This is a genomic window from Streptosporangium sp. NBC_01755 (assembly GCF_035917995.1).
Classification (GTDB): domain Bacteria; phylum Actinomycetota; class Actinomycetes; order Streptosporangiales; family Streptosporangiaceae; genus Streptosporangium.
In genome coordinates, this window is the sequence record NZ_CP109131.1 from 7,041,148 (window position 1) to 7,064,289 (window position 23,142).

The following is a 23,142-nucleotide window of genomic DNA, read 5'->3' on the forward strand; positions in this document are numbered from 1 at the left end:
TGTGATCGTACTTCAACAGATTGTAGTGGCAGGGTCGCCGCGGTGCCTTCCTTTCCCTGACTTTCGGTCCCGGGGCCGCTCCCGGATGCGTCGCCGCTCCGGCCGGGATTAGATTGGGCGGCGTGACGACGGAGCCATCTGATCTCTATCCCGTGACCCGCCTGGCGGCCGCCCGCGAGGTGGCCGCCACCGCCGGGCTCGACGCGCTGCTGCTCACGCCAGGTCCCGACCTGCGTTACGTGACCGGTTACGAGGCGCTGCCGCTGGAGCGGCTCACCTGCCTGGTGCTCCCGGTCGTGGGGGAGGCGTTCCTGATGGTGCCCCGTCTGGAGCTGCCCGCCGCCGAGCGCTCTCCGGCGTCCCGGCTCGGCGTCGAGTTCGTCCCCTGGGACGAGACCGACGACCCGTACGCGGTCGTCGGCAGGCGCCTGGGCGAGGTCGGGAAGGTGGGCCTCGCCGACCGGATGTGGGCGATGCAGTCGCTGCGCCTGCGCGAGGCGATCCCCGGAGCCGAGCAGGTGCTCGCCGGGACGGTCCTGCGCGGGCTGCGGATGCGCAAGAGCCCGGCCGAGGTGGCGGCGCTGCGCGCGGCGGGCGCCGCGATCGACGCCGTCCACGCCCAGGTGCCCGGCTTCCTGCGGGCCGGCAGGACCGAGCGGGAGGTCGGCAGGGACATCGCCGAGGCGATCATCGCGGCCGGCCACTCCACCGTCGACTTCGTCATCGTCGGCTCCGGCCCCAACGGCGCCAGCCCGCACCACGAGTTGTCGGACCGGATCGTCTCCGAGCGCGAGCCGATCGTGGTCGACATCGGGGGCCAGATGCCCGACGGCTACTGCTCGGACTCCACCCGCGTCTACGCCATCGGCGAGCCTCCGGCGGGCTTCCTGAAGTACTACGAGGTGCTCAGGCGCGCCCAGCAGGCCGCCTGTGACGCCGTGCGCCCCGGGGTGCCGTGCGAGGAGATCGACGCCGCCGCGCGAGACGTGATCACGGCCGAGGGTTACGGCGACTACTTCATCCACCGCACCGGCCACGGCATCGGTCTGGAGACCCACGAGGAGCCCTACATCGTCGCGGGCAACTCCGAGCCGCTGGCGCCCGGGTTCGCCTTCTCCGTCGAGCCGGGCATCTACCTGCCGGGGGCCCACGGCGCCCGCATCGAGGACATCCTCATCTGCACGGAGGAGGGCGGCGAGCGGGTCAACCACCGCACTCGCGAGCTCGTGGTCGTCTGACGCCCGCCACGACCGGCCCCTGTACGGCCCCTGTACGGCCCCTGCCACGACCGGCCCCTGTACGGCCGTGCCGTGGCGATCACCCCCGGCGCGAACCCGCGGTCGTCCGGCGGGTGCCAGAATCGGGGTGGCCGGCGATCCCGGCCGCCCCCTTCGTCGTCCGCGCCAGGACCTGGAGCACGCGGATGCGGTCCCCTCCCATGAGCCCGAGGGTGGGGTCTTTCACGTTGGAAGGAGTCAGATGACCGTTGAGCGCGTTCTGCCGACCGGCGATGCCCATGACCTGCTGGACCTGGTCCGCGATCTGATCGGCAAGGAGGTCGCCCCCCGTGCCGCGACCGACGAGTCCGCCGCGCGCTTTCCCCGGGAGGTGTTCACCACCCTGGGCCACGCGGGACTGCTCGGCCTGCCCTACCCGGAGGAGCACGGCGGGGCGGCGCAGCCGTACGAGGTCTACCTGCAGGTGATCGAGGAGCTCGCGGCCGGCTGGCTGGCGGTCGGGCTCGGCCTGTCGGTGCACACCCTGTCGTGTTTCCCGGTGGCCGCCTACGGCACCGCCGAGCAGCGCGCCGCGCTGCTTCCCCGGATGCTGGGTGGTGAGTGGCTGGGCGCCTACTGCCTGTCGGAGCCGCAGTCGGGGTCCGACGCCGCCGCGCTGGTGACCCGGGCGGTCCCCGGTGAGGACGGTTACACGGTCGACGGGGTCAAGGCCTGGACCACCCACGGCGGCGTCGCCGACTTCTACATGCTGATGGCCCGCACCTCGGCCGACGGCGCGCGCGGCATCTCCTGCTTCCACGTGCCCGCGGAGACGGAAGGGCTGTCGTTCGGCGCGCCCGAGCGGAAGATGGGGATGAGGTCGTCACCGACCGCCCAGGTCCGCTTCGACGGGGTGCGACTGGGGCCGGAGGCACTGCTGGGCGCCGAGGGGGAGGGCTTCAGGATCGCCATGGCCGCCCTGGACGGCGGCAGGCTCGGTATCGCCGCCTGTGCCGTCGGCGTGGCGCAGGCCGCCTTCGACGCCGCCACCGCGTACGCCGCAGAGCGTCGCCAGTTCGGCTCGCGGATCATCGACTTCCAGGGCGTCGGCTTCATGCTCGCCGACATGGCCACCCAGATCGCCGCCGCCCGCGCCCTCTACCTGGACGCCGCCCGGCTGCGCGACGCGGGCCGGCCCTACGGCACGCGGGCGGCGATGGCGAAGCTCTTCGCCACCGACATGTGCATGAAGGTCACCACCGACGCGGTCCAGATCCTCGGCGGCTACGGCTACGTGGAGGACTTCCCGGTCGAGCGTCACATGCGGGAGGCCAAGGTCCTGCAGATCGTCGAGGGCACCAACCAGGTCCAGCGCCTGGTGATCAGCCGGGCCCTCGCCCGTTAGCGGGAGTCCTCGCCGGTTTCCCGGGCGGGTCCGGCCGGGGTCGTCTCCGAGGCGCCCTGCTGTCCGGTGAACGTGGCCGGGGGCCAAAACCGGGTCTTCCCCGCCGCGCCGGACGGCGCGGCGGGGAAGACGCCCAGGACCTGGCTACAGGCCGTAGGCCTCGAGCAGCCGCAGCCAGATCTCGCTGACCGTGGGGAAGGACGGCACGGCGTGCCAGAGCCGGTCGAGGGTCACCTCGGCGGTGACGGCGATCGTCGCGGCGTGCAGCAGATCGCCCACGGCCGGGCCGACGAAGGTCACCCCCAGCAGGACGCGGCGCCGCTCGTCCACGACCGCCTTGGCCATGCCGTGGTAGCCGTCGCCCTGTAGATAGGCTCCCGACACCCTGCCCAGGTCGTACTCGACCACGCGGACGTCGAACCCCTCGGCGCGGGCCTGGGCCTCGGTCCGGCCGACCGCGCACACCTGCGGGTCGGTGAAGATGACCTGCGGTGCGCCGTAGCCGTCCGCCACGTCGCGCAGTCCTGGCAGGTCGTCGGGCTCGTCCTTGGCCCGCGCCGCGATGACGTCGCCGCACAGCCGCGCCTGGTACTTGCCCATATGGGTGAGCAGGGCGCGGCCGTTGACGTCGCCCACCGCGTACAGCCAGCCGCCGGAGACGCCGGTCGCGCGCATGCTGTCGTCGACCTCCACCAAGCGCCCGGTCTCCAGGCCGACACTCTCCAGGCCCAGGTCGCCGGTGGCGGGGTACCTGCCGGTGGCCACCAGTAGCTCGTCCGCCTCGACGGGCGGGCCCTCGGACAGGTGGAGTGTGACCGGGCCCCCCGGCCTGGGCCGCTCGACCTTCGTCACCTGGACGCCCTGGCGCACCGTGATGCCGGCCCTGGCGAACGAGGCGGCCACCAGCTCCCCGGCGAACGGCTCCATCCTGCCGAGCAGTCCGCCGCGCGCCAGCAACGTCGTCTCCACCGCGCCGAGTCCGTGCATGGCCTGGGCCATCTCGCAGGCCACCACGCCGCCGCCCAGCACGGCCAGCCGCTCAGGGACGCTCCTGGCCGCCGTCACCTCATGGCTGGTCCACGGCGAGGCCTCCGCCAGCCCGGGGATCGGCGGGACGGCCGCACCGCTACCGGTCGCCAGCACGACCGCGTGCCTGGCGGTCAGCGTGCGGACCGAGCCGTCCTTCGAGGTCACCACGACCCGTCTGGGGCCGTCCAGCCGCCCGTGGCCGCGTACGAACTCCGCGGGCACGCTCCTGAGCCACTCGACCTGGCCGCTGTCGTCCAGGTGGGACACCGCCTCGTCGCGCCGGGCGAGCACGGCGGCGGTGTCGATCGGGCCCAGCGTCAGGCCCGGTACCCGGGCGACCTCGGCGGCCAGCTCCACCGGGCGCAGCAGCGCCTTGCTGGGGATGCACGCCCAGTACGCGCACTCGCCGCCGGCCAGGTTCCTCTCGACGATCGCGGCGGTCAGCCCTCCCCTGACCGCACGGTCGGCGACGTTCTCGCCCGCGGGGCCCGCGCCCACAACCACCACGTCGAACTCGTCCGACACGACTTACCTCCCAGGCAGAACCGGTCATGGACCCGCACCGCTCCCGCGGCGCGGGTCGTACCAGCTTCGCACCGTTCGGCCGGGGCCGAAGTCATGTGGGGGCTCCGGCGAGGCGCGGGGCCTCGTGATGGGCGGGGCGTCTCGCGCGAGAAGCCCTTGTCAGCGGCGGCGTCCGCGCGCCTTCAGGGTGGTCAGCGGAAGTTCGGGAGCGGGCAGCGGGGCGACTCCGCCGGGCACCGTGCCGAACTCCGTACCCTCCATCCACTCCCGCCGGAGCCGGGCGATCTCCTCGTGGCTGCGGCCGACGAAGTTCCACCACATGACGATCCGCTCCTCGAACGGCTCGCCGCCGATGAGCAGCAGCCGGCCGGCCTCCTGGGCCCGTATGGCCAGCTGTGAGCGCCCGCTGCCCAGATAGAGCAGCGGCCCGGGGGCCAGGTCCGTCTCGTCGACCCGCACGGTGCCGGACAGGGCCAGCACGGCGTACTCGAAGCCGGGACGGAGCGGGACGGAGGTCGTCGCGCCGGCCTCCAGTCTCACCTCGGCCCCGACCAGCGGGGTGTGGGCCGTCGCCGGTGACGTGACGCCGCCCAGTTCGCCCATGACGACGGTCACCCTGGCGCCCGGCAGGGTCAACTCGGGCAGCACCGGGTGGTGCTCGAAGGCCGGAGCCGTCTCGCGGGCGTCGGAGGGGAGCGCCACCCAGAGCTGGACCCCGTGCAGGACGGCCTCGGCGGCCGCCACCTCGGAGTGGGAGATGGCACGCCCGGCGGTCATCAGATTGAGCTGGCCCGGCCTGATCAGCTGCTCGCTGCCGACGCTGTCGTGGTGCAGGATCTCGCCCTCCACGAGCCAGCTGACGGTCTGGAGTCCGGTGTGCGGATGCGGGGGGACGTTCATCGTCGTCTTTTCCGGGCCGTAGTGGTCGACGAAGCACCAGGCGCCGACCATTCTGATGTCCCGGTTCGGCAGGGTTCTGGTGACCTTCATCGCCCGCGGGCCGCCCAGCACCACGTCCCGGCCGGCCAGCACTTCGGTCACCGGCTCCGTCGCCACGTCCGCGAGGCCGCCGCACGCCGACTCCTGCGGATTCGTTTCCAGGTTGCTCATCTCGTGACTTTACGGTCTGATCCGGCCTCCCCGGGTCACCGGACCGCGGGGCTGCCCGTGGTTGGGACCGTGCCGTGACATCCGGGCGGTGCGTGTGGTCCCCGGTGCCGTTACCGTTACCGGATGGAGGAGATCGACCGCTGTATCGTCACGTTGCTGGCCAGGGATGGTCGGATGAGCTTCACCGATCTCGCCAGGGAGACCGGGTTGTCGGTGTCGGCGGTGCACCAGCGGGTGCGCAGGCTGGAGAAGCGCGGGGTGCTGCGGGGTTACGCGGCGCTGGTCGACTACGACGCCATCGGGCTTCCGCTCACCGCGTTCGTGTCCATCAAGCCGATCGACCCGGCCGCGGCCGACGACGCACCGGAGAGGCTGGCCCACCTGAGTGCCGTCGAGGCCTGCCACAGCGTGGCCGGGGACGAGAGCTACATCCTCAAGGTCCGGGTGGCCTCGCCGATCGCGCTTGAGGAACTGCTGAACCAGATCCGCACCGCCGCCAACGTCTCCACCCGCACCACCGTCGTACTCAGCACGCCGTATGAGCACCGCACCCCGGAGCCGGCCGGCACCGAGGCCGGCAAGCCCGACGAGCGCGCCTGATCCTCCCGGTGCCTGCGAAACGCCCCGCCCCCTGCGGTGGGCGACCAATCCCGACTTGCCGGATGTGAGGTAGTCAATCCAGGCTGGACGGGCGCCTCCCAGGAAGATCATCCCGTCTACGCGCGGGTCGCGGAGTCGATCGAACGCCGGGAGAAGCGCGTCGGACATCGACCGGGAGACCTCCGGCGGGATGCCCGGTCCGGGGAGAGGTCGGACCGGGCATCCCGGGCTACGGCGACACGACGTCCACGAGGGGAGGTGGGCGGTCGCCGGTCACGTCGGCCGGTCGGTGCGTCAGACGCGCTGCCACAGGGCCGGTACGTTCGGCGGCTCCCATCCGGCGTAGGCCGTGTGCCCCTGGAGGCAGCGGTAGGTCACGCCACCGTAGGTGACCTGGTCGCCGGCCTTGTAGTTCGTTCCGGCCTTCCACGTCCCGCCCCCGTTGGGTGGTGAGTACCGGCCGGTTCGGGGCCTGGACCTTGACGTGGATGTGCCGGGTGCGTCCGGGATACAGGCCCGGAACGATCGTGGTCAGCTTGAACGCGCCCTGGGCGTCGCTGAACCGGTGCCCGCGGAAGCCGAATCCGCTGTTGTCGTAGGCGCCGTTGGTGTCCGCCTGCCAGAAGTCCAGAAGCGCGTTGGCGATCGGCCGGCACGAGCGGCCGAACACGTAGCCGCGGACGGTCAGCGGGACGCCCGGTGTGCCGGGCCCGACCAGTGAGGTGCGCCGTGGCGAGTTGGGCCTGAAATAGGGGCCCTCGGTCTGGGCGGTCGTCGGGTCGTCGCCGTCGTCGCAGAAGGGGGTGGGGTCGAGCAGCCCGTCCGTCCGCTGCGCGTCGCGGGCCAGCGCGGGAGCCCGGCCGACCAGCAGCGGAATCGGGGCGATGAGAGCGGCCTTCAGCAGGGTCTTGCGGCTGATACCGCCGCTCTCGTCGCCGGTATTCTGGTGGTGGGTGTTCTCGGCGTCCACAATGGCCTCCTTGGCCTTCGGGGGGACGTGCCTGGACGCGATCTGTCGAACGCGTGCGGCGCCGGGGCGGCCGGTCGAAAACGGCGCCGTGCGACACTGCCGCGGGGAATCGGCGGGACCTGGCAGCCTGGACGTGCACAAGGCTGACATCGGACGTGAGGCCGCGGCACCCTCCATGTTTCTATAACTTCGCCATATGGCTACCGTGGTAATAATCATGCAGGTGAGGGCCGCCCGAATAAGGCTTTAGTCACGTCATACCAAATATTTATGACAAGAATGGAATGACATGACCGGCGAAATTCCGACGAGGTGATTCACCTCGCGGATATCTCCGTTTTACCGCACGGGGACGGGGCGCCTCCGCGGCGGTCAGGTCCTCCGCATGGAGCCCGGGCGGCGACGGTTGTCTACAGCGTTCGACGCTGGGCAGGTACTTCTTGTGGACACTGGCGAAAGGAGCCGGCTGTGCCTGACAACGACGCACTGATCATCCGATTCCATCCGGTGGGAGGTGAGGACGTCTCCGTGACGAGCGGGGATTTCGACGGGGAGTCCGAGGCGTTGGAGGCGATCTCCCGTGCTCTGGACGAGCGGCGCAGCCTGGTGCTGACCCAGGTGAGATACGGCCCTGAGACCGAGATGATCGGCATGGTCGTCAACCTGGCCAACGTGGTGTCGGTCCGGGTGTCGAAGACGAACGGAGTCGAAACCGGCCAGTACCTGTGACACCGCCTCGCGGATCATGTCGCGGTGTGGAAGTGGGCGCGCAGGCGGGCACTGGCCTCCTCGGGGGCGCCGAGGGCGTCCAGCCCCAGGAGGGCGGCACCCATGATGGGGGCGACGTCGGCGACGATCGGCTTGGCCTGCGGGGCCCGCTCGGCGAAGCCCCGCTCCAGCAGCTCGCTCATCAGCGGGTCACGGGCGGTGAGCACGCCACCGCCCAGGACCACCTCCATCGGGACGGTGAGCAGGTCCAGGCGGCGCAACGCGACCACCGCGAGCACGACGACCTCCTCGGCCATCCGCGCCACCAGCGAGCGGGCCACCCCGTCACCCTGGGCGGCGACGGCCATCAGCACCGGTACCAGCTCGTTCAGCCTGCCGTAGGGCAGCTCACCGAAGTGGATGGCCAGGGACACCTCCTCGACGGTGCGGGTGCCGAAGTGCTCGCGGATCGCGGAGGCCAGCGCGCTGGCGGGGCCCCGGCCGTCCTCGGCCCGTACGGCGTGCCAGAGCGCCTCCTCGCCGAGGCCGAGACCACCGCCCCAGTCGCCGGTGAGCCGCCCCAGGGCCGGGTATCTCGCCACCTCCCCCGAGGGGGAGACCGCCACCGCGTTGATGCCCGCGCCGCACACCACGGCCACGCCCGTGGGGCCCGAGGCCCCGGCGCGCAGCAGCGCGAAGGTGTCGTTGCCGACGGTCACCTCCGTGCCGTACCCCCGCAGGAGGATCTCCGCGCGGAGCGCGTCCTCCTCCACCGGCAGGTCCGCGCCCGCCACATAGGCGGCCACGTGGTCGGCGTAGGGTGTGACCGCCTCCTCGCCGAGCGCGGAGCGCACGGCGTCGCCGATCACGTCGATCGCGGCCCGCACCCCCGCGGTCTGCGGCTGGAAGGCACCGCCGCGCCCGGTGGCGATGACCGAGCCGTCCTCGCCGACCAGCGTGACGTCGGTCTTGCTGTTGCCGCCGTCGACGGCCAGGATCGTCCTCACGCGTTCGCCCAGGACAGGTGCCCGCGGTTGGCCTCGATCAGGCGCCGGGCCAGGTCTTTCGAGAGTGTGGCCTGCCCGATCAGCGGGTGGGCCAGCAGCGCGTCGGCGACGCGGCCCTCACCGCCGTGCAGCGCGGCCGCGAGCGCCAGCGTCTCGTACGCCGTGACGTGGGCGATGAGCCCGGCGAAGAGCGGCTCCACCGGGTCCACCGGCAGCGCGGTCGCGCCCGCCGCGGTGATCGTGGCCGGGACCTCGATGACCGCCTCGTCGGGCAGGAACGGCAGCGTGCCGTCGTTGCGCAGGTTGACCACCTGGGTGTCGCCGCGGTCGCCGACCAGCGAGGCGATCAACGCCACCGCGGCCTCCGAGTAGAAGGCTCCGCCGCGCTTTTCCAGCAGCTCGGGCTTGGTGTCCACGGTCGGGTCGGCGTACATCTCGAGCAGCGCCGTCTCCATCGCCGCGACCTCGGCCGCACGCGACGGCCTGGTCCGCTGCTCGGCCACCACCAGGTCGTGCTCGTAGAAGTAGCGCAGGTAGTAGGAGGGCACCACGCCCAGGTGGCGGATCAGCGCGGCACTCAGGCCGACGTCCTCGGCGATCTCCTCGGCATGGCTCTCCAGCAGTTTCGGCAGCACGTCCACCCCGTCCAGGTGGACGGCCCGCTCCCAGGTGAGGTGGTTCAGGCCGACGTGGCCCAGGGAGATCCGCTCGGGGGCGACGCCCAGGTTCGCGGCGAAGCGGCGCTGGAAGCCGATGGCCACGTTGCACAGGCCGATGGCCCGGTGCCCGGCCTTCAGGAGTGCCCTGGTGACGATGCCGACCGGGTTGGTGAAGTCGACGATCCAGGCGTCGGGCGCGTGCTTTCTGATCTTCTCGGCGATGTCCAGCACCACCGGCACCGTGCGCAGCGCCTTGGCCAGCCCGCCCGCCCCGGTCGTCTCCTGGCCGACGCAGCCGCACTCCAGCGGCAGCGTCTCGTCCACGTCGCGCGCCGCCTGGCCGCCGACGCGCAGCTGCAGCAGGACCGCGTGCGCCCCGGCGACGCCCTCCTCGACCGAGGTGGTCGCGACGACCGTGGCCGGATGCCCGGCCCGTGCCAGCATCCGGCGCGCCATGCCGGACACCGGATCCAGCCGGCGGGCGTCCGGGTCGACCAGTGCGATCTCGGTCAGTGGCAGCTCGTCGCGCAGCCGCGCGAACCCGTCGATCAGCTCCGGCGTGTACGTCGAGCCGCCCCCGACAACGGCGAGTTTCACCCTTTTACTCCTGTCAGCGTGACGCCCTCGATGAAGACCTTCTGGGCGAAGAAGAACACGACGATCACCGGGGCCATGACGAGCAGGGTCGCCGCCATGGTGAGGTTCCACTGCACGCTGTGCAGTGCCCGGAAGGACGCCAGCCCGAGAGAGAGCGTCCAGCTTTCCTCGTTTGTCTGGGTGTAGAGCAGCGGACCGTAGTAATCGTTCCAGCAGTAGAAGAACTGGAACAGCCCCACCGCCGCTATCGCCGGACGTGCCATCGGCAGGATCACCTTGATCAGGGTCCGGAAGTCCGAGCAGCCGTCCACCCGGGATCGACGACAGCAGCCAGGGCGACATCCAGAGGAAGGTCTGGAAGTTCGGGTCCTTGTCCAGGTCCGGTGACTCCGGCGAGGCCTTGGTGGTCGGCACGTTGCGCAGTGCGTTGGAGAGCGTGACCAGCGCCGAGGTGTCGGTGGTCAGTACTTGACCAGCTCCCAGGCGGCCTGCGGGTTCTTGGCGCCCTTGGGCACACCGATCACGGTGCCCGCGGTGAAGCCGCTGCCGTACAGGTCGGGCTTGGCGTCGGAGACCGGGAGCGGCGCGGTGCCGTAGTCGAGGCCCTTGGCCTCATTGGCGATCATGGCGTTGCGCCACTCGCCGTCCAGGACCATGGCGATCTTGCCCTTGTGGAACGGGTGATCGGCCGACCATTCCTGGCCCAGGCTCTTGCGGAACTTCTCCAGCTTGTCGTAGCCGTACCAGTCGACGAGCTCCTTCTGCCAGCGCAGCAGTTCCTTCCACGCCGGGTCGGAGCCGACCGCCGAGGTGCCGTCTGGGGGGTGGGGGTATACGAGAGGGTCAGGAGGGGACTGTGGAGCCGAAGACCTCGTCGCGCACGGTGGCGAGGGCCAGGTCGAGCGCGCCGGCGAGGACGGGATTGCCCTCGACGGTCGACAGCAGCAGCGGCGGCCGGGGGATGGTCAGCGCGTGGAGCTCGTGCTCGACGAGCTCGCGCAGGGTGTCGCCGCCCGCGAGCAGGGTCCCGCCGGTCAGCACGATGATCTCGGGGTCGACGACCGAGATGATCGAGGCCAGCCCGACGGCCAGCCGGGAGGCGATGTCGCGCAGCCCGGCACGGGCGTCGTCGGCACGCCTGCCGGTGGAAGCGGCGGCCCGCACGGCGTTCAGCACCGCCTGCGCGGGGGCGCTGCCACGCACGCCGTACGACCGGAGGATCTTGAGCACCGCGGGGCCACCGGTCAGCGCCTGGTAGCCGTGGTTGGCGTAGCGGCCGGTGTCCCCGGCGGTCGGCGCGCCGGGGGTGGGCATGTAGCCGATCTCGCCGGCGCCGCCGGTGGCGCCCCGGTGCAGCCGGCCGCCGAGGACCAGCGCCGCGCCCAGGCCCTCGTCGACCCAGAGCAGCACGAAGTCCCGGTGGCCCCGGCCCACGCCGTGCGCCTGCTCGGCTTGGGCGACGAGGTTGACGTTGTTCTCTATCGAGACCGGTATGCCCAGCCCTTCGCCGAGGGTGCGGACCAGATCGGGGATGTGCCAGCCGGGCATGTCCTTGCTGGTGGCGTAGGCCAGCCTGCCGGTGCCCGGGTCGATCGCGCCCTGCACACCGATGACCGCGCACCGCGGCGTCGCCGGGGGGCCCGCACCCTTCAGCGCGGCGGCGACCCGCTCCACCGCGTCGCCGCCGGAGCGGCCTGGAGTGGGCAGGTGGTGCTCGCCGACCACGGTGCCGGTGATGTCGGCGACCCTGACGTCGATGCCCGCGCGTGTGACGTCCAGCGCGGCGGCGTACGCGGCGGCCGGGTTGAGCCGGTAGACCTCGGCGGTGCGGCCGGGCAGTCCCTCGCGGATGCCGTCGAGCACGACCAGGTCCGCCTCCTGCAGGCGGATGAGGAGCTGCGAGGCGGTGGGCTTGGACAGGCCGGTGAGGGCGCCGATCTCCGGGCGGGTCAGCGGACCGCGCTCCAGCAGGGCCTGCAGGGCGGCGCGGTCGTTGATCGCGCGTAGCAGGCTGGGGGTGCCCGGCGTCGGCTGTTTCACTGGCCCTCCGCGTGCGTCCTCGCGTTCACTGATGAAGCGAAGTTAGGAAGCTTTCCTAACTTCGAGTGAATGTAAGGAGCCCGGCGGATCCTCGTCAAGCAGGCAGGGGGTGCCGCAATCAAGCTGTGATGGCGCAGAGGGCGGGTAAACTTCTCAACGGACCTGCTAGGGTGATGGTTTGTCATAACAACTAGCGCAATGGTCCGGAGTATCCCATTACTAGCAACGATAATGGAGCGACGGCAACCCGTCAAATCGAGCTGGCCAAGGAGCAGGAGTACGTCTCAGGTCTCTACGCGCGGCTCGATCTGCTGCGCGAGCGCACCCAGCGGCAGCTGGACGGCGTCCTCGCGCAGGGAGGGAGCGGCGGCACGCACCAGAACCGCTCCGAGCGCGACACCTTCGCCGGGATGTACGCCGAGCGTCTGGGCCGTCTGTGGGCTGTCGAGAACGGCCTGTGCTTCGGCAGACTCGACAACGCCGACGACACCTCCCTCTACATCGGCCGCATCGGCATGGCCGACGACGACCAGCGTCGGCTGCTGATCGACTGGCGTGCCCCGGTCGCCCAGCCCTTCTACGGTGCCACCCCCGCGGTCTCGATGGGCGTCACCCGCCGCCGCCACCTGCAGACCAAGGGCCGCAGGGTGATCGGGATCGACGACGACCTCCTGGACCTCGACAACCTCACGGACGAGGACGTGGCCACCCTCAACGGGGAGGCCGCCCTGCTGGCCTCCCTGGCCGCCCGGCGCACCGGACGGATGCGCGACATCGTGGCCACCATCCAGTCGGAGCAGGACCGCATCATCCGCTCGGACCTGGGCGGGGTGCTGGTCGTGCAGGGCGGTCCCGGCACGGGAAAGACCGTGGTCGCGCTGCACCGCGCCGCCTACCTGCTCTACACCCACCGGGAGAAGCTGGCCCGCAGGGGTGTGCTCATACTCGGGCCGAACCTGACGTTCCTGCGCTACATCGAGCAGGTGCTGCCCTCCCTGGGGGAGACCGACGTGCTGTTGTCGACGGTCTCCGAGCTTTACCCGGGGGTCGTCCCCGGGCGCAGGGAGCGTCCCGAGGTGGCGGGGCTCAAGGGTGACTCCCGGATGGGCCAGGTCATCGCACGGGCCGTGCGCGAGCGGCAGCGGGTGCCGCGTAAGCCGATCGAGATCCGCCTCGACCGCTACACCCTCAGGCTGGAGGGCAACGTCCTGGAGGCCGCGCGGAGCAGGGCGGCCCGCTCCAAGCGGGCGCACAACGAGGCCCGCTCGATCTTCGTCCGCCACCTGCTCAACGCGCTCGCCCGCCAGGCCGCCAGGCAGCTGGGCAAGGGGATGATCGACGACGACGAGCTGGCCGACATCCGCGAGGACCTCCGTACCGAGCGCCCCGTCAAGGCGGCCCTGAACCGCCTGTGGCCCTACGTCACGCCACAGCAGCTCCTGATCGGGCTGTTCACCTCCCGCGAGCGCCTCGACCACGCCGCCGCCGAGTTCGGCGAGGCCGAGCGGGAGCTGATGCTGCGCGAGCCGCCCCGCAAGGGGGAGAACTGGTGGGCCGAGTCCGACGTGCCGCTCCTGGACGAGGCCGCCGAACTGCTCGGCGACATCGACCCCGCGGTGCTGCGGGCCGGAGCCTGGATGGCCGAGGAGGAGCAGGCCGCGCAGCGCGCCGCCGCGCTCGACGAGCGGCAGCACCAGCTCGCCTACGCCAAGGAGGTCCTGGAGCTGACCGGGCTGTCCGACATCATGGACGCCGAGAGGTTCGCCGCTCGCCACCTCGGCGACGACGTCTTCCTGACCACCGCCGAGCGCGCCGCGGCCGACCGCGGCTGGGCATTCGGCCATGTCATCGTCGACGAGGCGCAGGAGCTGTCGCCGATGGACTGGCGAATGCTGATGCGACGCTGCCCGACGCGGTCGATGACGATCGTCGGCGACCTGGCCCAGACCGGATCCTCGGCCGGGGCGCGCTCCTGGGGCCGGGTCCTCGACCCCTACGTGGCCGGGCGCTGGCGCGAGGAGACCCTCAGCGTCAACTACCGCACCCCGGCGGAGCTGATGGCCGTGGCCGCCGACGTGCTCACCCTGGTCGATCCGGCGCTGAGCGCCCCGGCCTCGGTCAGGGAGACCGGGGCGCACCCGTGGGCGGTCTCCCCGACGGCCTCCCTCGGAGACGTCGTCAAGGCCGAGGTCGTCGAGGGTGGGCGACTTGTCGTGATCGTCCCCGAGTCGCGCGCGCGGGAGTTCGGAGAGGCGGTGGTCCGTTCCGTCGACGGCGCGGTCGCCGGTCCGGGGGCCGCGGCCCTGGACGCACAGGTGGCGGTGCTGACCGTCGCCGAGGCCAAGGGGCTGGAGTTCGACGCGGTCATCGTGGTCGAACCGGAGTCGATCCTGGGCGAGTCCCCGCGCGGGGCCAGCGACCTTTACGTGGCGTTGACCCGCGCGACCCAGCGGCTTGGCGTCGTGCACGACGGTCCGCTTCCCGATGCCCTCGCTCGACTTGAGAGACATCGGATCACATGAGACCATTGGCGGCTCTCGTCGATCATGTCCCAGCTGCGAAAACTTGATGTTTCCGCTGTTAGTGACACGGTTGACATCTGCGCTGGGCTCGGTAGTTTGCTGCCCAGTCCAGCACGGGACTGGCCGGTCGGCCGCCTTTCGACATCGCCGTTTCCTGCGCCCGTGACGGGGGTGACCCCGTCCGTTCAGCCAGACGCAGGGCCGGCAGTCCGTCGAGGCGGGGCACTCCTTCCGGGCGGGGGGTTGGACCCAGGAGGGGTCCGGGCACCCAGTAGACAACGGCAATCCGCGCTCGCCGCCGACGGGACGGAACCGGTCCGAAGGGTTGCCCGGGCTCTCTTCCCGCTCCCGTGCGAGCGCCGCAAGCGTCGGGGCGGTCCGGGGTGTCGAAAGGACACCCCGGACCGCCCCGTTGCCGTGACCGGGGCCGCTCTGGTGGTTTTGCTGGTTTCAGGGCTCTTTGCTGAGCTTCTGGAGAATATGTCAGGGAACTTTTTGGGGGCGTGCCCACTGGGCGGTAGCGTTCGGGCTAGGAGGACCGGGCGTCGCCGGCCCGTACGACATGGCAAGGAGCCCCGCCCGTGGTGCAGGAGAAGACGGCCGCCCCGGTGCCGGAGGTGTCCGTGACGGACGGCTCGTCCAGTGAGACGGCCCCGCCTCCCCCCTCCCGCCTGGAACTGCCCGCCCGCGTCGCGGGTGCGGTGATCGGCGGCCTGCTGATGTTCCTCGCCTTCCCACCGCTCGGGCTCTGGTTCCTCGCGCCGCTCGGCATGGCCTCGGCGATCCTGGCGGTGCACGGCACCCGCCCGCGCCGTGGCGCGTGGCTGGGCCTCCTGGCCGGGCTCGCCCTGCTGCTGCCCGGCCTGCACTGGGTGAGCCCGATCGGCATCGATGCCTGGCTGGGGCTGGTCGCCATGGAGAGCGCCTTCTACGCCGCCTGGGGTGCCGGGGCCGCCCTGGTGGCCAGGCTGCGCCTGTGGCCGCTGTGGGGCGCCGCGCTCTGGGTGGCGGCCGAGTGGGCCAGGGGCCGGTTCCCCTTCGGCGGGTTCCCCTGGGCGCGGGTGGCCTTCAGCCAGGGTGAGTCGTTCTTCACCCCGTACGCGGCACTCGGCGGGGCACCGCTGGTGAGCTTCGCGGTGGCCCTGTGCGGCGGCCTGCTCGCCTCGGCTGTGTCGCGGTCGTTTCCGGCTCGGCTCGCGTCCCGGGCCCCGCGCACGTCTTCGACCCCGGCCGGGTCCCGGGTCCCGCGCTGGGGACGGGCCGTCGCGTGGCCGCTCGCCGGAGCGCTGGCCGTGCCGGCCGGGGCCCTGGCCGTCCCCCGGTACGGCGACGAGGGCAGGAACGTGATCGTCGGCGTCATCCAGGGCAACGTCCCCGGCCGGGGCATGCACCCGCTGGGCGACGAGCCGGCCGTGGTGCTCGGCAACCACACCCGGATGCTCCACCAGATGGCGCGGGACGTCAGGGAGGGCAGGACTCCCCGGCCCGACCTGGTCGTGCTGCCGGAGAACTCCACGGACATCGACCCGCTGCGCAGTGAGTTCGCCAGGAACGAGATCGACGCGGCGGTCAAGGACGTCGGGGTACCCGTCCTGGTCGGCGCGGTGGTCGGGATCGGGAAGGACAAGCGGGCGACCCGCAGCCTGGTCTGGGACCCGGTCACCGGGCCAGGCGCCCACTACGACAAGCAGCAACTGGTCCCCTTCGGGGAGTACACCCCGCTCAAGGACCTCGTGCTGACCCTGTTCGAACGCGCGTCACTGGTCGGCAAGCAGTCGGTGCCGGGCACCCGCGACGGCGACCTCCGGCTGGGACCGGTGACCATCGGCGCGATCAACTGCTACGAGGTGGCCTTCGACGGCATCGTGGGCGACACCGCCAGGACGGGCGCCTCGCCGCTGGTGGTGCAGACCAACAACGCCACGTACGCGCTGACCAACCTGCCGCCGCAGCAGCTCGCCATGTCCCAGCTGCGGGCCGTGGAGCACAATCGGGCGGTGATCACTTCCGCAATTACTGGTATATCGGCATACGTGACCCCCAGCGGCTCGATCGCCTGGCGCACCGGGGAACTGGTGCCCGCCATGAACGTCCTGACCGTCCCGGTCAGGACCGCGCAAACCATCGCCACACGCGTGGGCGCGCTGCCCGAATGGGCCTTGATACTTGTGGGTGCGGGCGCGCTGGCCGCCGCCTGGCGGCGCCGGACGCATGGCGTGGGGCACCCCGTGATCCGGAAAGGCGATCAGCAGGTGGGAGACGCGTGATGGAGCGGATGCTTGGTCGGGTGCTCGTCATCGTCCCGACGTACAACGAGCGGGAGAACCTGCCGGTGATCACCCGGCGGTTGCGCGAGACCGTGCCCGAGGCGCACCTCCTGGTCGTCGACGACGACAGCCCCGACGGCACGGGGGCGGTCGCCGACAAGCTGGTGGCCGACGACGCCCACGTCCACGTGCTGCACCGGCCAGGAGGCAAGCAGGGCCTGGGTGCGGCCTACATCGCGGGTTTCCGCTGGGGTCTGGGGGAGGGCTTCGGCATCCTCGTGGAGATGGACGCCGACGGCTCCCACCGGCCGGAGGAACTGCCCAAGCTGCTGGACATGCTGGTCGACGGGGCCGACCTGGCGATCGGCTCCCGGTGGGTGCCCGGTGGCAAGGTCGTCAACTGGCCGGCCTCGCGGGAGCTCCTGTCGCGCGGCGCCAACCTCTACACCCGGTTCATGCTCGGCCTTCCGGTCCGCGACGCCACCGCGGGGTTCCGTGCCTACCGTGCCGCCACCCTGGAGAAGATCGGCCTGGACGACGTCGAGTCGCAGGGCTACTGCTTCCAGGTGGACCTGACCCTGCGCACGGTCCGCAACGGGCTGCGCGTCACCGAGGTGCCGATCACCTTCGTGGATCGCACCATCGGGGCCAGCAAGATGGGCCGCGGCGTCGTGGTCGAAGCCTTCTGGCGGGTCGCCGCCTGGGGTGTCATGGGCCTGCCCGCGCGGCTGCGCCGCCGCCGTGGTCGCTGACCTCCGGGGTACGGCGAGAGCGTGCTCCCGAGACTCCGCCGAGGACGCGTCCACGCTGAGCGAACGTGGAACGCGCGGCCGCTCCGCGGCGTTGTCATGTCATACGGCTGTCGCATGAGTTGAGGCAAAGATGCGCTTTCTGCTGGTCCTGACCTTCCTTGTAGTGCCGGTCCTTGAGATGTTGGTGCTCATTCAGGTCGGTCAGGTCATCGGTGGCTGGCCGACGCTGGCCCTCCTGCTCGCCGGCGGCCTGCTCGGTTCCTGGATCGTGCGCCGCGAGGGCCGCCGGGCCTGGCGTAACCTCCAGAGCGCGCTGCAGACCGGGCGGATGCCCGACCGCGAGCTCGCCGGCGGCGGCCTGATCATTGTGGGTGGCACGTTGCTGCTCATCCCCGGATTCCTCTCCGACGTGCTGGGTGTCCTGTGCCTGCTGCCCTTCACCCGGCCGATGGTCCGCAGGCTCGGAGCCTGGTTCTTCGCCCGCCGGGTCCGCACCGTCATGGCCAGGAACGCGGCGGGCACCGGGCTCGGTTCGCCGTTCGGCGGCGACGGCTCGCCCTTCGACGTGTTGCGCGACGCCGGGAGGTCGCCCGGCTCGGGTCCGGTGCTGCACGGGGAGGTCATCCGTGACGAGCCGGCCGCCCCCGGTGGTGCCGGAGCCCCTGACGGTGCCGTCGGCCCCCGAGGCCTCACCGATCGCTGAACGCGGCCAGACGGCGCGGAGACGGAGCGAGGGAGAGGGACTGTTATGACCGCGTTCGCGGAGGGAACCGGCCTGGCCACGGTCAGGTCCGTTCCCTGGGACGACGACGCGGCCGTGGCGCTGCGCCAGGCCATGACCGAGGAGATGCACGCTCGCTACGCCGATCTGCTCGCCGCCACCCCCGACCTGCTGCCCCGGGGCATGGACGTCGAGCCCGAGACCGTCGCCTACACCGGGATCGCGTACTCGGCGGAGGGCCTTCCCGTCGGGCACGTGGCGCTGCGCAGACTCGGCGAAGAGCTGGAGCTCAAGCGGATGTTCGTGGCACCCTCGCACCGGGGCACCCACGTGGCGCGCGCCCTGCTGGCCGCGGCCGAGGACGCGGCCCGCGCGCTGGGCGCGCCCCGGATCGTCCTGCAGACCGGCGACCGCCAGCCGGACGCGGTGAGGCTGTACGAGAGGGAGGGCTACGCCCCTGTCCCGATCTTTCCTCCGTACGAGCGGCTCGCGGGCTCCCACTGCTTCGAGAAGCCTCTGTCAGCTTGATCCGCCCTGTTCCTGAATTTCCCAACGGAGTCCTGAAGGCCCGAGGTTCCTCGCAAGCACTGCACTCCTGGGCTTTCCACCAGCTCGGGGCCTTCCTTGAGTACAAAGCGCGGCGGGCGGGCGTCCCGCTGGTGCGCGTTGATCCGGCCTGCACCAGTCAGGAATGCGCCGACTGCCACCACATCGAGAAGAACAACCGGGTCAACCAGGCCCTCTTCGTCTGCCGGAACTGCGGGGTCGTTGCCCACGCCGACCGGAATGCCTCCCGCAACATCGCCGCACGCGGCGAGGCTGCGTGGATTGCGGGGCGTGAGTCACGCGTCCCAGCCACCCCATAGGTGGTCTGGACGGAGGAGGCCACACCACAGCCAGTGGTGCCCTACCTCCAAGCCCGGTCCTTTAGGGCCGGGTCAAGTTGACAGGGCGGGGAAGTAGGGGCTCTCGCCGTCCCGGATAGCGGTGAGCATCCGGGCCGTGTACGCCTGCACGGCCCCGTGCAGACCGTGTCCGAAGCTCACCCGGGCCACCCCGAGGGAGGCCAGTTCGCCGAGCGACGGCGTACCTGGACGGAACAGGATGTTGATCGGCCCCCCGATCCGCTCGGCCAGTGCGCGGATGGCCTCGGCCTTGGCCGCGAAGATCGGGTAGACGCAGTCGGCACCCGCCTCCAGGTAGCTGCGGCCCCGCCGCACCGATTCGGCCAGTCGCTCCCCGGCGTCTCCCGTGCCGTGCATGTAGGTGTCGACCCGGGCGTTGATCACCAGGTCCACGCCGGCGTCGACCGCGGCGGATCGGACGGCACCGAGGAAGGCGGCCTGCTCGCCGGCGTCGATCATCGCGCCCGTATGAGGGTCGGAGTCCTCCAGGTTGCAGCCGGAAGCCCCGGCGGCGGCGAGCCGTTCGACCAGTTCGGCGGGCTCCAGTCCGTAGCCGCGTTCCATGTCGGCGGTGACGGGCAGACCGACCGAGCGGCTGATCCTGGCGATCGCGGCCAGCATCTCCTCGACCGGTGTCTCCTCACCGTCGTCGTACCCGAGCACCGGGGCGACGGCGGCGCTGCCGGTGGCGATCACCGGGAACCCCGCGGCCTCGACGGCGCGCGCCGACGCGGCGTCCCAGACGTTGGGCACCACCAGCGGGCGGCCCGGCACGTGCAGCGCCCGCAGCGCCGCGGCTTTCTCACCGGCCGTCGTCAAGGTGGTGCCGGTGGTTCCTTTGCTGGTCTGACTGGTCATGGGAGTGACCTTAGGCAGAAAATGGACCGACCCCAAGGACCAATTCCGCATCAATCAGTTGAGCCACTTCCAGTTGAGCCACTTCGCGTCCCGGTCGCCGCCGGGACAGGTCACCACCGGGCAGATCGTCATCGGGACAGCAGGGAAGACGGAGACCTTCGGCCCCCTTGTGAAGGGGGCCGAAGGTCTCCGTCTCTTCGAATCGGTCAGGCGCTCTTGCGGCGCTGGGCGCGTAAAATCGCCAGGCGCTCGTTGAGCACCTCCTCCAGGTCCTCGATCGTGCGGCGCTCCAGCAGCATGTCCCAGTGCGTCCGTGGGGGCTTGGCCTTCTTGGCCTCCGGCACCTCGCCGTCCACCCGGAGGGCGGTCGCGCCGCACATGCGGCACTCCCAGGTCGCCGGGATCTCGGCCTCAGCGGCAAGCGGAACGTCGAATCGATGGCCCTTCGGGCAGGTGTAGGACACCTCCTGGCGCGGGGCCAGATCGGTGTTACGGTCGTTCTCGTAGCTGGTCGCCCCGAGCCGGGTACCGCGTAGCGCACGCTCGCCCATGTCTGAATGCCTCCTGAGGGCCCCGTCGTGAGGGGTTCATCTCCCACGGCGTACAACGCTTGATACCGTGTGTGGATTCCCACAGACAGGGTGATCCAATCGCACGTTCTTGACCCGGTCTGTGAAGGAACCCTTTTCCGGGGCGTTCTCAGAGGCGTTCCGGCACCTGGTTTCCGGCCGCTCTGATGGCCTTGGGCAGGTCGATGAGGGCGAGCAGCACGAAACCGAGCACGAAGAAGATCACCAAAGAGATGATGCCCAGCCGGTAGCTGTCGGTCAGTTGGAGCGCCAGGCCGAGGGTGAACGAGCCGAGGAACGTCGATCCCTTGTCGCTGATCTCGTACAGGCTGTAGTACTCTGCCTCCTTGCCTCGCGGGATCACGTGTGAGAACAGCGACCGCGACAGTGCCTGCGTCCCGCCCATCACGATCGCGATGGCGAACCCCAGCGCGAAGAACGGTCCCGCCGACCCCTTGGGCAGGAAGTAGGCCACGGCCACCACGGCGACCCAGGCGATCAGCGCGACCATCACGACCCGCTTGGCCCCGTACGAGGCGGCGAGCCGGCCTAGCAGTAGTGCCCCGAAGAAGGCCACGAACTGCACCATCAGGATCGCCGCGATCCGCACCTCCTGGTCCAGCCCGAGTTCCTTGTCGGCGTAGGTGGCCGAGAAGGAGATGACGGTCTGCACGCCGTCGTTGTAGATGAGGTAGGCGACCAGGAAGCCCAGGGTCAGCGGGTAGCGCCGTAGCTCCCTGATGGTGCGGCCCAGTTGGCGGAAGCTGCCCGTCACGGCCTGGCCGGCTGTCTCGGCGCCGGAGGCGAGCGCCCGCCGGTTGCGCAGCCGCAGCAGCGGGATGATCGTGAACCCGCCCCACCACAGGCCCGCCGAGGCCAGGGCGATGCGCACGGCCTCGCCCTCGGTGACGCCGAAGGACTTGTGGTTGAGGAAGAGCGCCAGGTGGAAGGCGAGCAGCAGGCCGCCGCCGAGATAGCCGAACCCCCATCCCTGGGCGGAGACCTTGTCGCGCTCGTCCGGCGTGGCGATCTCCGGCAGGAATGAGTTGTAGATCACGAACGCGGCGGCGAAGGCGAGGTTGGCCACCAGGAACAGCGCGCCGCCCAGCAGGTAGCGTCCGTCGGCGACGAACCAGAAGCAGAGGGTGGCGCCGGCGCCGAGGTAGGCGAACAGCCCCATGAGCTCCTTCTTGCGGCCGGTGTGGTCGGCCAGGGCACCCGCGACGGGCATCAGGATGATCTGCAGGATGGCCGCGCTGCCCACCACGAAGGAGTAGTAGGCGCTGGGCCGCACGTCGAACCCGAGCACGTCCACGTAGGGGCGCCCCTGGGCGGCGGTCTCCGCGATCGTCGTCAGGTAGGGGCCGAGGAAGACCGTCAGGACCGTGGTGGGAAAGGCGGAGTTCGCCCAGTCGTAGAAGTACCAGCCACGCTGTTCGCGACGGCGGGCCTGGGGGGTTTCCTCGACGACCTGTTCGGAGGTCATGGGGGTCCTCGGTTCGCTGGGGGGCGGGGGAACGGGGCGCTTACGTCGTCATGCGCTTACGTCGCCACAAGACGGAACGCGCGTGGCGGCCGGGCCGGTGCTCTCGCGGGGCCGCGCGTGTTCCGGCGGTCAGGCGCCCGCGCGCCGTTCATGTCGTTCATGCGGTTCATGTCGTTCATACAGCTCATACAGCTCATGCGGCTCATGCGGCTCATGCGGCTCATGCGGCGAGACGGCCGGGGTGCCACTGGCCACGGGCCTCCAGCACGTCGCGCAGCCCGGAGATGTTGTCGGTCATCAGGCCGTCCACACCCGCGTCGAGCAGGCGCTCCATCACCACGGTGTCGTTGACGGTCCACACGTGGACCTGCATGCCGAGCGCGTGCGCCGTGCGGACCAGGGCGGGCGTGGTGATACGCAGGCCACGGAAGCCCACCGGAACCTGCGCGCACGGCACCCCGGCGCGGGCCAGACGGGCGAGCAGCCGGCCGTACCCGGAGGTGGTGGCGGCGGCGCGCAGGGCCGCCACACCGCGCGGTCCGAGCGAGGAGCACACCTCGCGGCCGATCGCGGCACGGGCCCGGGCGAGTCGCTCCTCGGAGAAGGAGGTGAGGCAGATCCGGTCATGGGCGGTGGTCCGCCTCACCGTCTCGGCGAGCGGTGCGATGGCCGCCGCCTCCTTGACGTCGATGTTGAAGCGCGCCTCCGGCCACGAGCCCAGCAGGTCCTCCATCAGCGGGATCTCGTCGACGCCACCGATTCGCGCCTCGCGCACCAGCCGGTACGGCAGCTCGGCGATTCGTCCCCGGCGGTCGGTCACCCGGTCCAGCGTGTGGTCGTGGAAGGCCAGGAGCACTCCGTCGGAGGTGGTGTGCGCGTCGGTCTCCAGGTACGTGTAACCGAGCTCGACGGCTCGCTCGAAGGCGGCGAAGGTGTTCTCCCTGCCCTCGGCGGCCCCGCCGCGGTGGGCGAAGGCCAGCGGGGCGGGATGGTCGAGGAAGGCGTAACGACGCTGCACGTGCAGGAGTATGCCCCCTGTGAGCCGGGCTCGTCATCGCGAGCAGGTGAACATTTGGGTCACAAGACCCCGGAACGGAGCCGATCGGCGAGTCTTTGCCTCGGCTTGTTCACCGGCTTGTTCACCGCCATGGATGATGAGAAATACCTGGTCATCCACGGCAGACCTCGCCGTTTC

At 71.0% G+C, this 23,142-nt stretch carries 21 protein-coding genes and 1 pseudogene; 10 read left to right on the plus strand and 12 right to left on the minus strand.

All coding sequences use genetic code 11. The features are described 5' to 3' along the window. Positions 1-122: 122 nt before the first annotated feature. Both OG884_RS32450 and OG884_RS32455 read left to right on the plus strand, forming a co-directional pair. Complete coding sequence (locus OG884_RS32450) at positions 123-1,238, plus strand: M24 family metallopeptidase (protein WP_326639249.1); 1,116 nt, start codon at positions 123-125, stop codon at positions 1,236-1,238. 241 nt (positions 1,239-1,479) lie between these two features. Then, the gene (locus OG884_RS32455) at positions 1,480-2,622 is read left to right on the plus strand and encodes an acyl-CoA dehydrogenase family protein (RefSeq protein WP_326639250.1); all 1,143 of its coding nucleotides are present in this window, start codon (positions 1,480-1,482) and stop codon (positions 2,620-2,622) included. 144 nt (positions 2,623-2,766) lie between these two features. On the opposite strand, the gene OG884_RS32460 is transcribed toward OG884_RS32455, so the two are convergent. Both OG884_RS32460 and OG884_RS32465 read right to left on the minus strand, forming a co-directional pair. Beyond that, positions 2,767-4,176 carry a dihydrolipoyl dehydrogenase family protein gene (locus OG884_RS32460; RefSeq protein WP_326639251.1) on the minus strand — a complete coding sequence of 470 codons (1,410 nt, stop codon included), beginning with the start codon at positions 4,174-4,176 and terminating at the stop codon, positions 2,767-2,769. Between the two features lie 159 nt (positions 4,177-4,335). Further along, complete coding sequence (locus OG884_RS32465) at positions 4,336-5,286, minus strand: pirin family protein (protein ID WP_326639253.1); 951 nt, start codon at positions 5,284-5,286, stop codon at positions 4,336-4,338. A gap of 123 nt (positions 5,287-5,409) precedes the next feature. On the opposite strand from OG884_RS32465, the gene OG884_RS32470 reads away from it, so the two are divergent. Then, a complete protein-coding gene (locus OG884_RS32470) occupies positions 5,410-5,886 on the plus strand; it encodes an Lrp/AsnC family transcriptional regulator (RefSeq protein WP_326639255.1) in 477 nt (158 codons plus the stop codon). A 229-nt stretch (positions 5,887-6,115) separates the two neighbouring features. On the opposite strand, the gene OG884_RS37705 is transcribed toward OG884_RS32470, so the two are convergent. Beyond that, entirely contained in the window at positions 6,116-6,856 is a 741-nt protein-coding gene (locus OG884_RS37705; RefSeq protein ID WP_442811574.1) for a dioxygenase family protein, read from the minus strand. Between the two features lie 468 nt (positions 6,857-7,324). Here OG884_RS37705 and OG884_RS32485 point away from each other — a divergent pair, with 468 nt between their 5' ends. Continuing rightward, positions 7,325-7,585: a hypothetical protein gene (locus OG884_RS32485; RefSeq protein ID WP_326639257.1), complete on the plus strand. Its 261-nt coding sequence runs from the start codon at positions 7,325-7,327 to the stop codon at positions 7,583-7,585. A 14-nt stretch (positions 7,586-7,599) separates the two neighbouring features. On the opposite strand, the gene OG884_RS32490 is transcribed toward OG884_RS32485, so the two are convergent. From OG884_RS32490 to OG884_RS32510, 5 genes are all read right to left on the minus strand, one after another. Then, positions 7,600-8,571 carry an N-acetylglucosamine kinase gene (locus OG884_RS32490; RefSeq protein WP_326639258.1) on the minus strand — a complete coding sequence of 324 codons (972 nt, stop codon included), beginning with the start codon at positions 8,569-8,571 and terminating at the stop codon, positions 7,600-7,602. Further along, on the minus strand, positions 8,568-9,827 hold the full coding sequence (locus OG884_RS32495; RefSeq protein WP_326639260.1) for a 6-phospho-beta-glucosidase: 1,260 nt from the start codon (positions 9,825-9,827) through the stop codon (positions 8,568-8,570). The genes OG884_RS32490 and OG884_RS32495 overlap by 4 nt, the downstream gene beginning before the upstream one ends. Beyond that, entirely contained in the window at positions 9,824-10,138 is a 315-nt protein-coding gene (locus OG884_RS32500; protein ID WP_442811575.1) for a carbohydrate ABC transporter permease, read from the minus strand. The genes OG884_RS32495 and OG884_RS32500 overlap by 4 nt, the downstream gene beginning before the upstream one ends. Positions 10,139-10,288: 150 nt before the next feature. Continuing rightward, the gene (locus OG884_RS32505; RefSeq protein WP_326647070.1) at positions 10,289-10,750 is read right to left on the minus strand and encodes an extracellular solute-binding protein; all 462 of its coding nucleotides are present in this window, start codon (positions 10,748-10,750) and stop codon (positions 10,289-10,291) included. Then, entirely contained in the window at positions 10,671-11,867 is a 1,197-nt protein-coding gene (locus OG884_RS32510) for an ROK family transcriptional regulator (protein ID WP_326639264.1), read from the minus strand. Before OG884_RS32510 ends, OG884_RS32505 begins: the two co-directional genes overlap by 80 nt. Positions 11,868-12,277: 410 nt before the next feature. Between OG884_RS32510 and OG884_RS32515 the strand changes: the two genes are divergently transcribed. The 6 genes from OG884_RS32515 (at position 12,278) to OG884_RS32540 (ending at position 18,995) form a co-directional block, all read left to right on the plus strand. Continuing rightward, positions 12,278-14,389, plus strand: a complete 2,112-nt coding sequence (locus tag OG884_RS32515) for a HelD family protein (RefSeq protein ID WP_326639266.1) — start codon at positions 12,278-12,280, stop codon at positions 14,387-14,389. 581 nt (positions 14,390-14,970) lie between these two features. Further along, complete coding sequence (gene lnt, locus OG884_RS32520; protein WP_326639269.1) at positions 14,971-16,656, plus strand: apolipoprotein N-acyltransferase; 1,686 nt, start codon at positions 14,971-14,973, stop codon at positions 16,654-16,656. After that, entirely contained in the window at positions 16,656-17,408 is a 753-nt protein-coding gene (locus OG884_RS32525) for a polyprenol monophosphomannose synthase (protein ID WP_326639271.1), read from the plus strand. Before lnt ends, OG884_RS32525 begins: the two co-directional genes overlap by 1 nt. Positions 17,409-17,538: 130 nt before the next feature. Continuing rightward, positions 17,539-18,111 carry an FxsA family protein gene (locus OG884_RS32530; RefSeq protein WP_326639273.1) on the plus strand — a complete coding sequence of 191 codons (573 nt, stop codon included), beginning with the start codon at positions 17,539-17,541 and terminating at the stop codon, positions 18,109-18,111. Between the two features lie 45 nt (positions 18,112-18,156). After that, complete coding sequence (locus OG884_RS32535) at positions 18,157-18,657, plus strand: GNAT family N-acetyltransferase (RefSeq protein WP_326639274.1); 501 nt, start codon at positions 18,157-18,159, stop codon at positions 18,655-18,657. Then, a complete protein-coding gene (locus tag OG884_RS32540) occupies positions 18,654-18,995 on the plus strand; it encodes a zinc ribbon domain-containing protein (RefSeq protein WP_442811576.1) in 342 nt (113 codons plus the stop codon). The genes OG884_RS32535 and OG884_RS32540 overlap by 4 nt, the downstream gene beginning before the upstream one ends. Positions 18,996-19,067: 72 nt before the next feature. Here OG884_RS32540 and OG884_RS32545 read toward each other — a convergent pair whose 3' ends face one another. The 4 genes and pseudogenes from OG884_RS32545 to OG884_RS32560 form a co-directional block, all read right to left on the minus strand. After that, a complete protein-coding gene (locus OG884_RS32545) occupies positions 19,068-19,892 on the minus strand; it encodes an isocitrate lyase/PEP mutase family protein (protein WP_326639276.1) in 825 nt (274 codons plus the stop codon). A 206-nt stretch (positions 19,893-20,098) separates the two neighbouring features. Beyond that, entirely contained in the window at positions 20,099-20,443 is a 345-nt protein-coding gene (locus tag OG884_RS32550; protein ID WP_030904469.1) for an RNA polymerase-binding protein RbpA, read from the minus strand. A gap of 148 nt (positions 20,444-20,591) precedes the next feature. Next, positions 20,592-21,968, minus strand: a pseudogene (locus OG884_RS32555) (MFS transporter); the annotation flags it as partial. Positions 21,969-22,167: 199 nt separating this feature from the next. Next, positions 22,168-22,965, minus strand: a complete 798-nt coding sequence (locus OG884_RS32560; protein ID WP_326639278.1) for a glycerophosphodiester phosphodiesterase — start codon at positions 22,963-22,965, stop codon at positions 22,168-22,170. Positions 22,966-23,142: the final 177 nt, after the last annotated feature.

Coding starts and splice junctions, on each gene's coding strand:
- OG884_RS32550 (WP_030904469.1), bottom strand. CDS start 20,443: ATGGGCGAGCGTGCGCTACGCGGTACCCGGCTCGGGGCGACCAGCTAC.
- OG884_RS32470 (WP_326639255.1), top strand. CDS start 5,410: ATGGAGGAGATCGACCGCTGTATCGTCACGTTGCTGGCCAGGGATGGT.
- OG884_RS32535 (WP_326639274.1), top strand. CDS start 18,157: ATGACCGCGTTCGCGGAGGGAACCGGCCTGGCCACGGTCAGGTCCGTT.
- OG884_RS32455 (WP_326639250.1), top strand. CDS start 1,480: ATGACCGTTGAGCGCGTTCTGCCGACCGGCGATGCCCATGACCTGCTG.
- OG884_RS32530 (WP_326639273.1), top strand. CDS start 17,539: ATGCGCTTTCTGCTGGTCCTGACCTTCCTTGTAGTGCCGGTCCTTGAG.
- OG884_RS32525 (WP_326639271.1), top strand. CDS start 16,656: ATGGAGCGGATGCTTGGTCGGGTGCTCGTCATCGTCCCGACGTACAAC.
- OG884_RS32465 (WP_326639253.1), bottom strand. CDS start 5,286: ATGAGCAACCTGGAAACGAATCCGCAGGAGTCGGCGTGCGGCGGCCTC.
- OG884_RS32515 (WP_326639266.1), top strand. CDS start 12,278: ATGTACGCCGAGCGTCTGGGCCGTCTGTGGGCTGTCGAGAACGGCCTG.
- OG884_RS32545 (WP_326639276.1), bottom strand. CDS start 19,892: ATGACCAGTCAGACCAGCAAAGGAACCACCGGCACCACCTTGACGACG.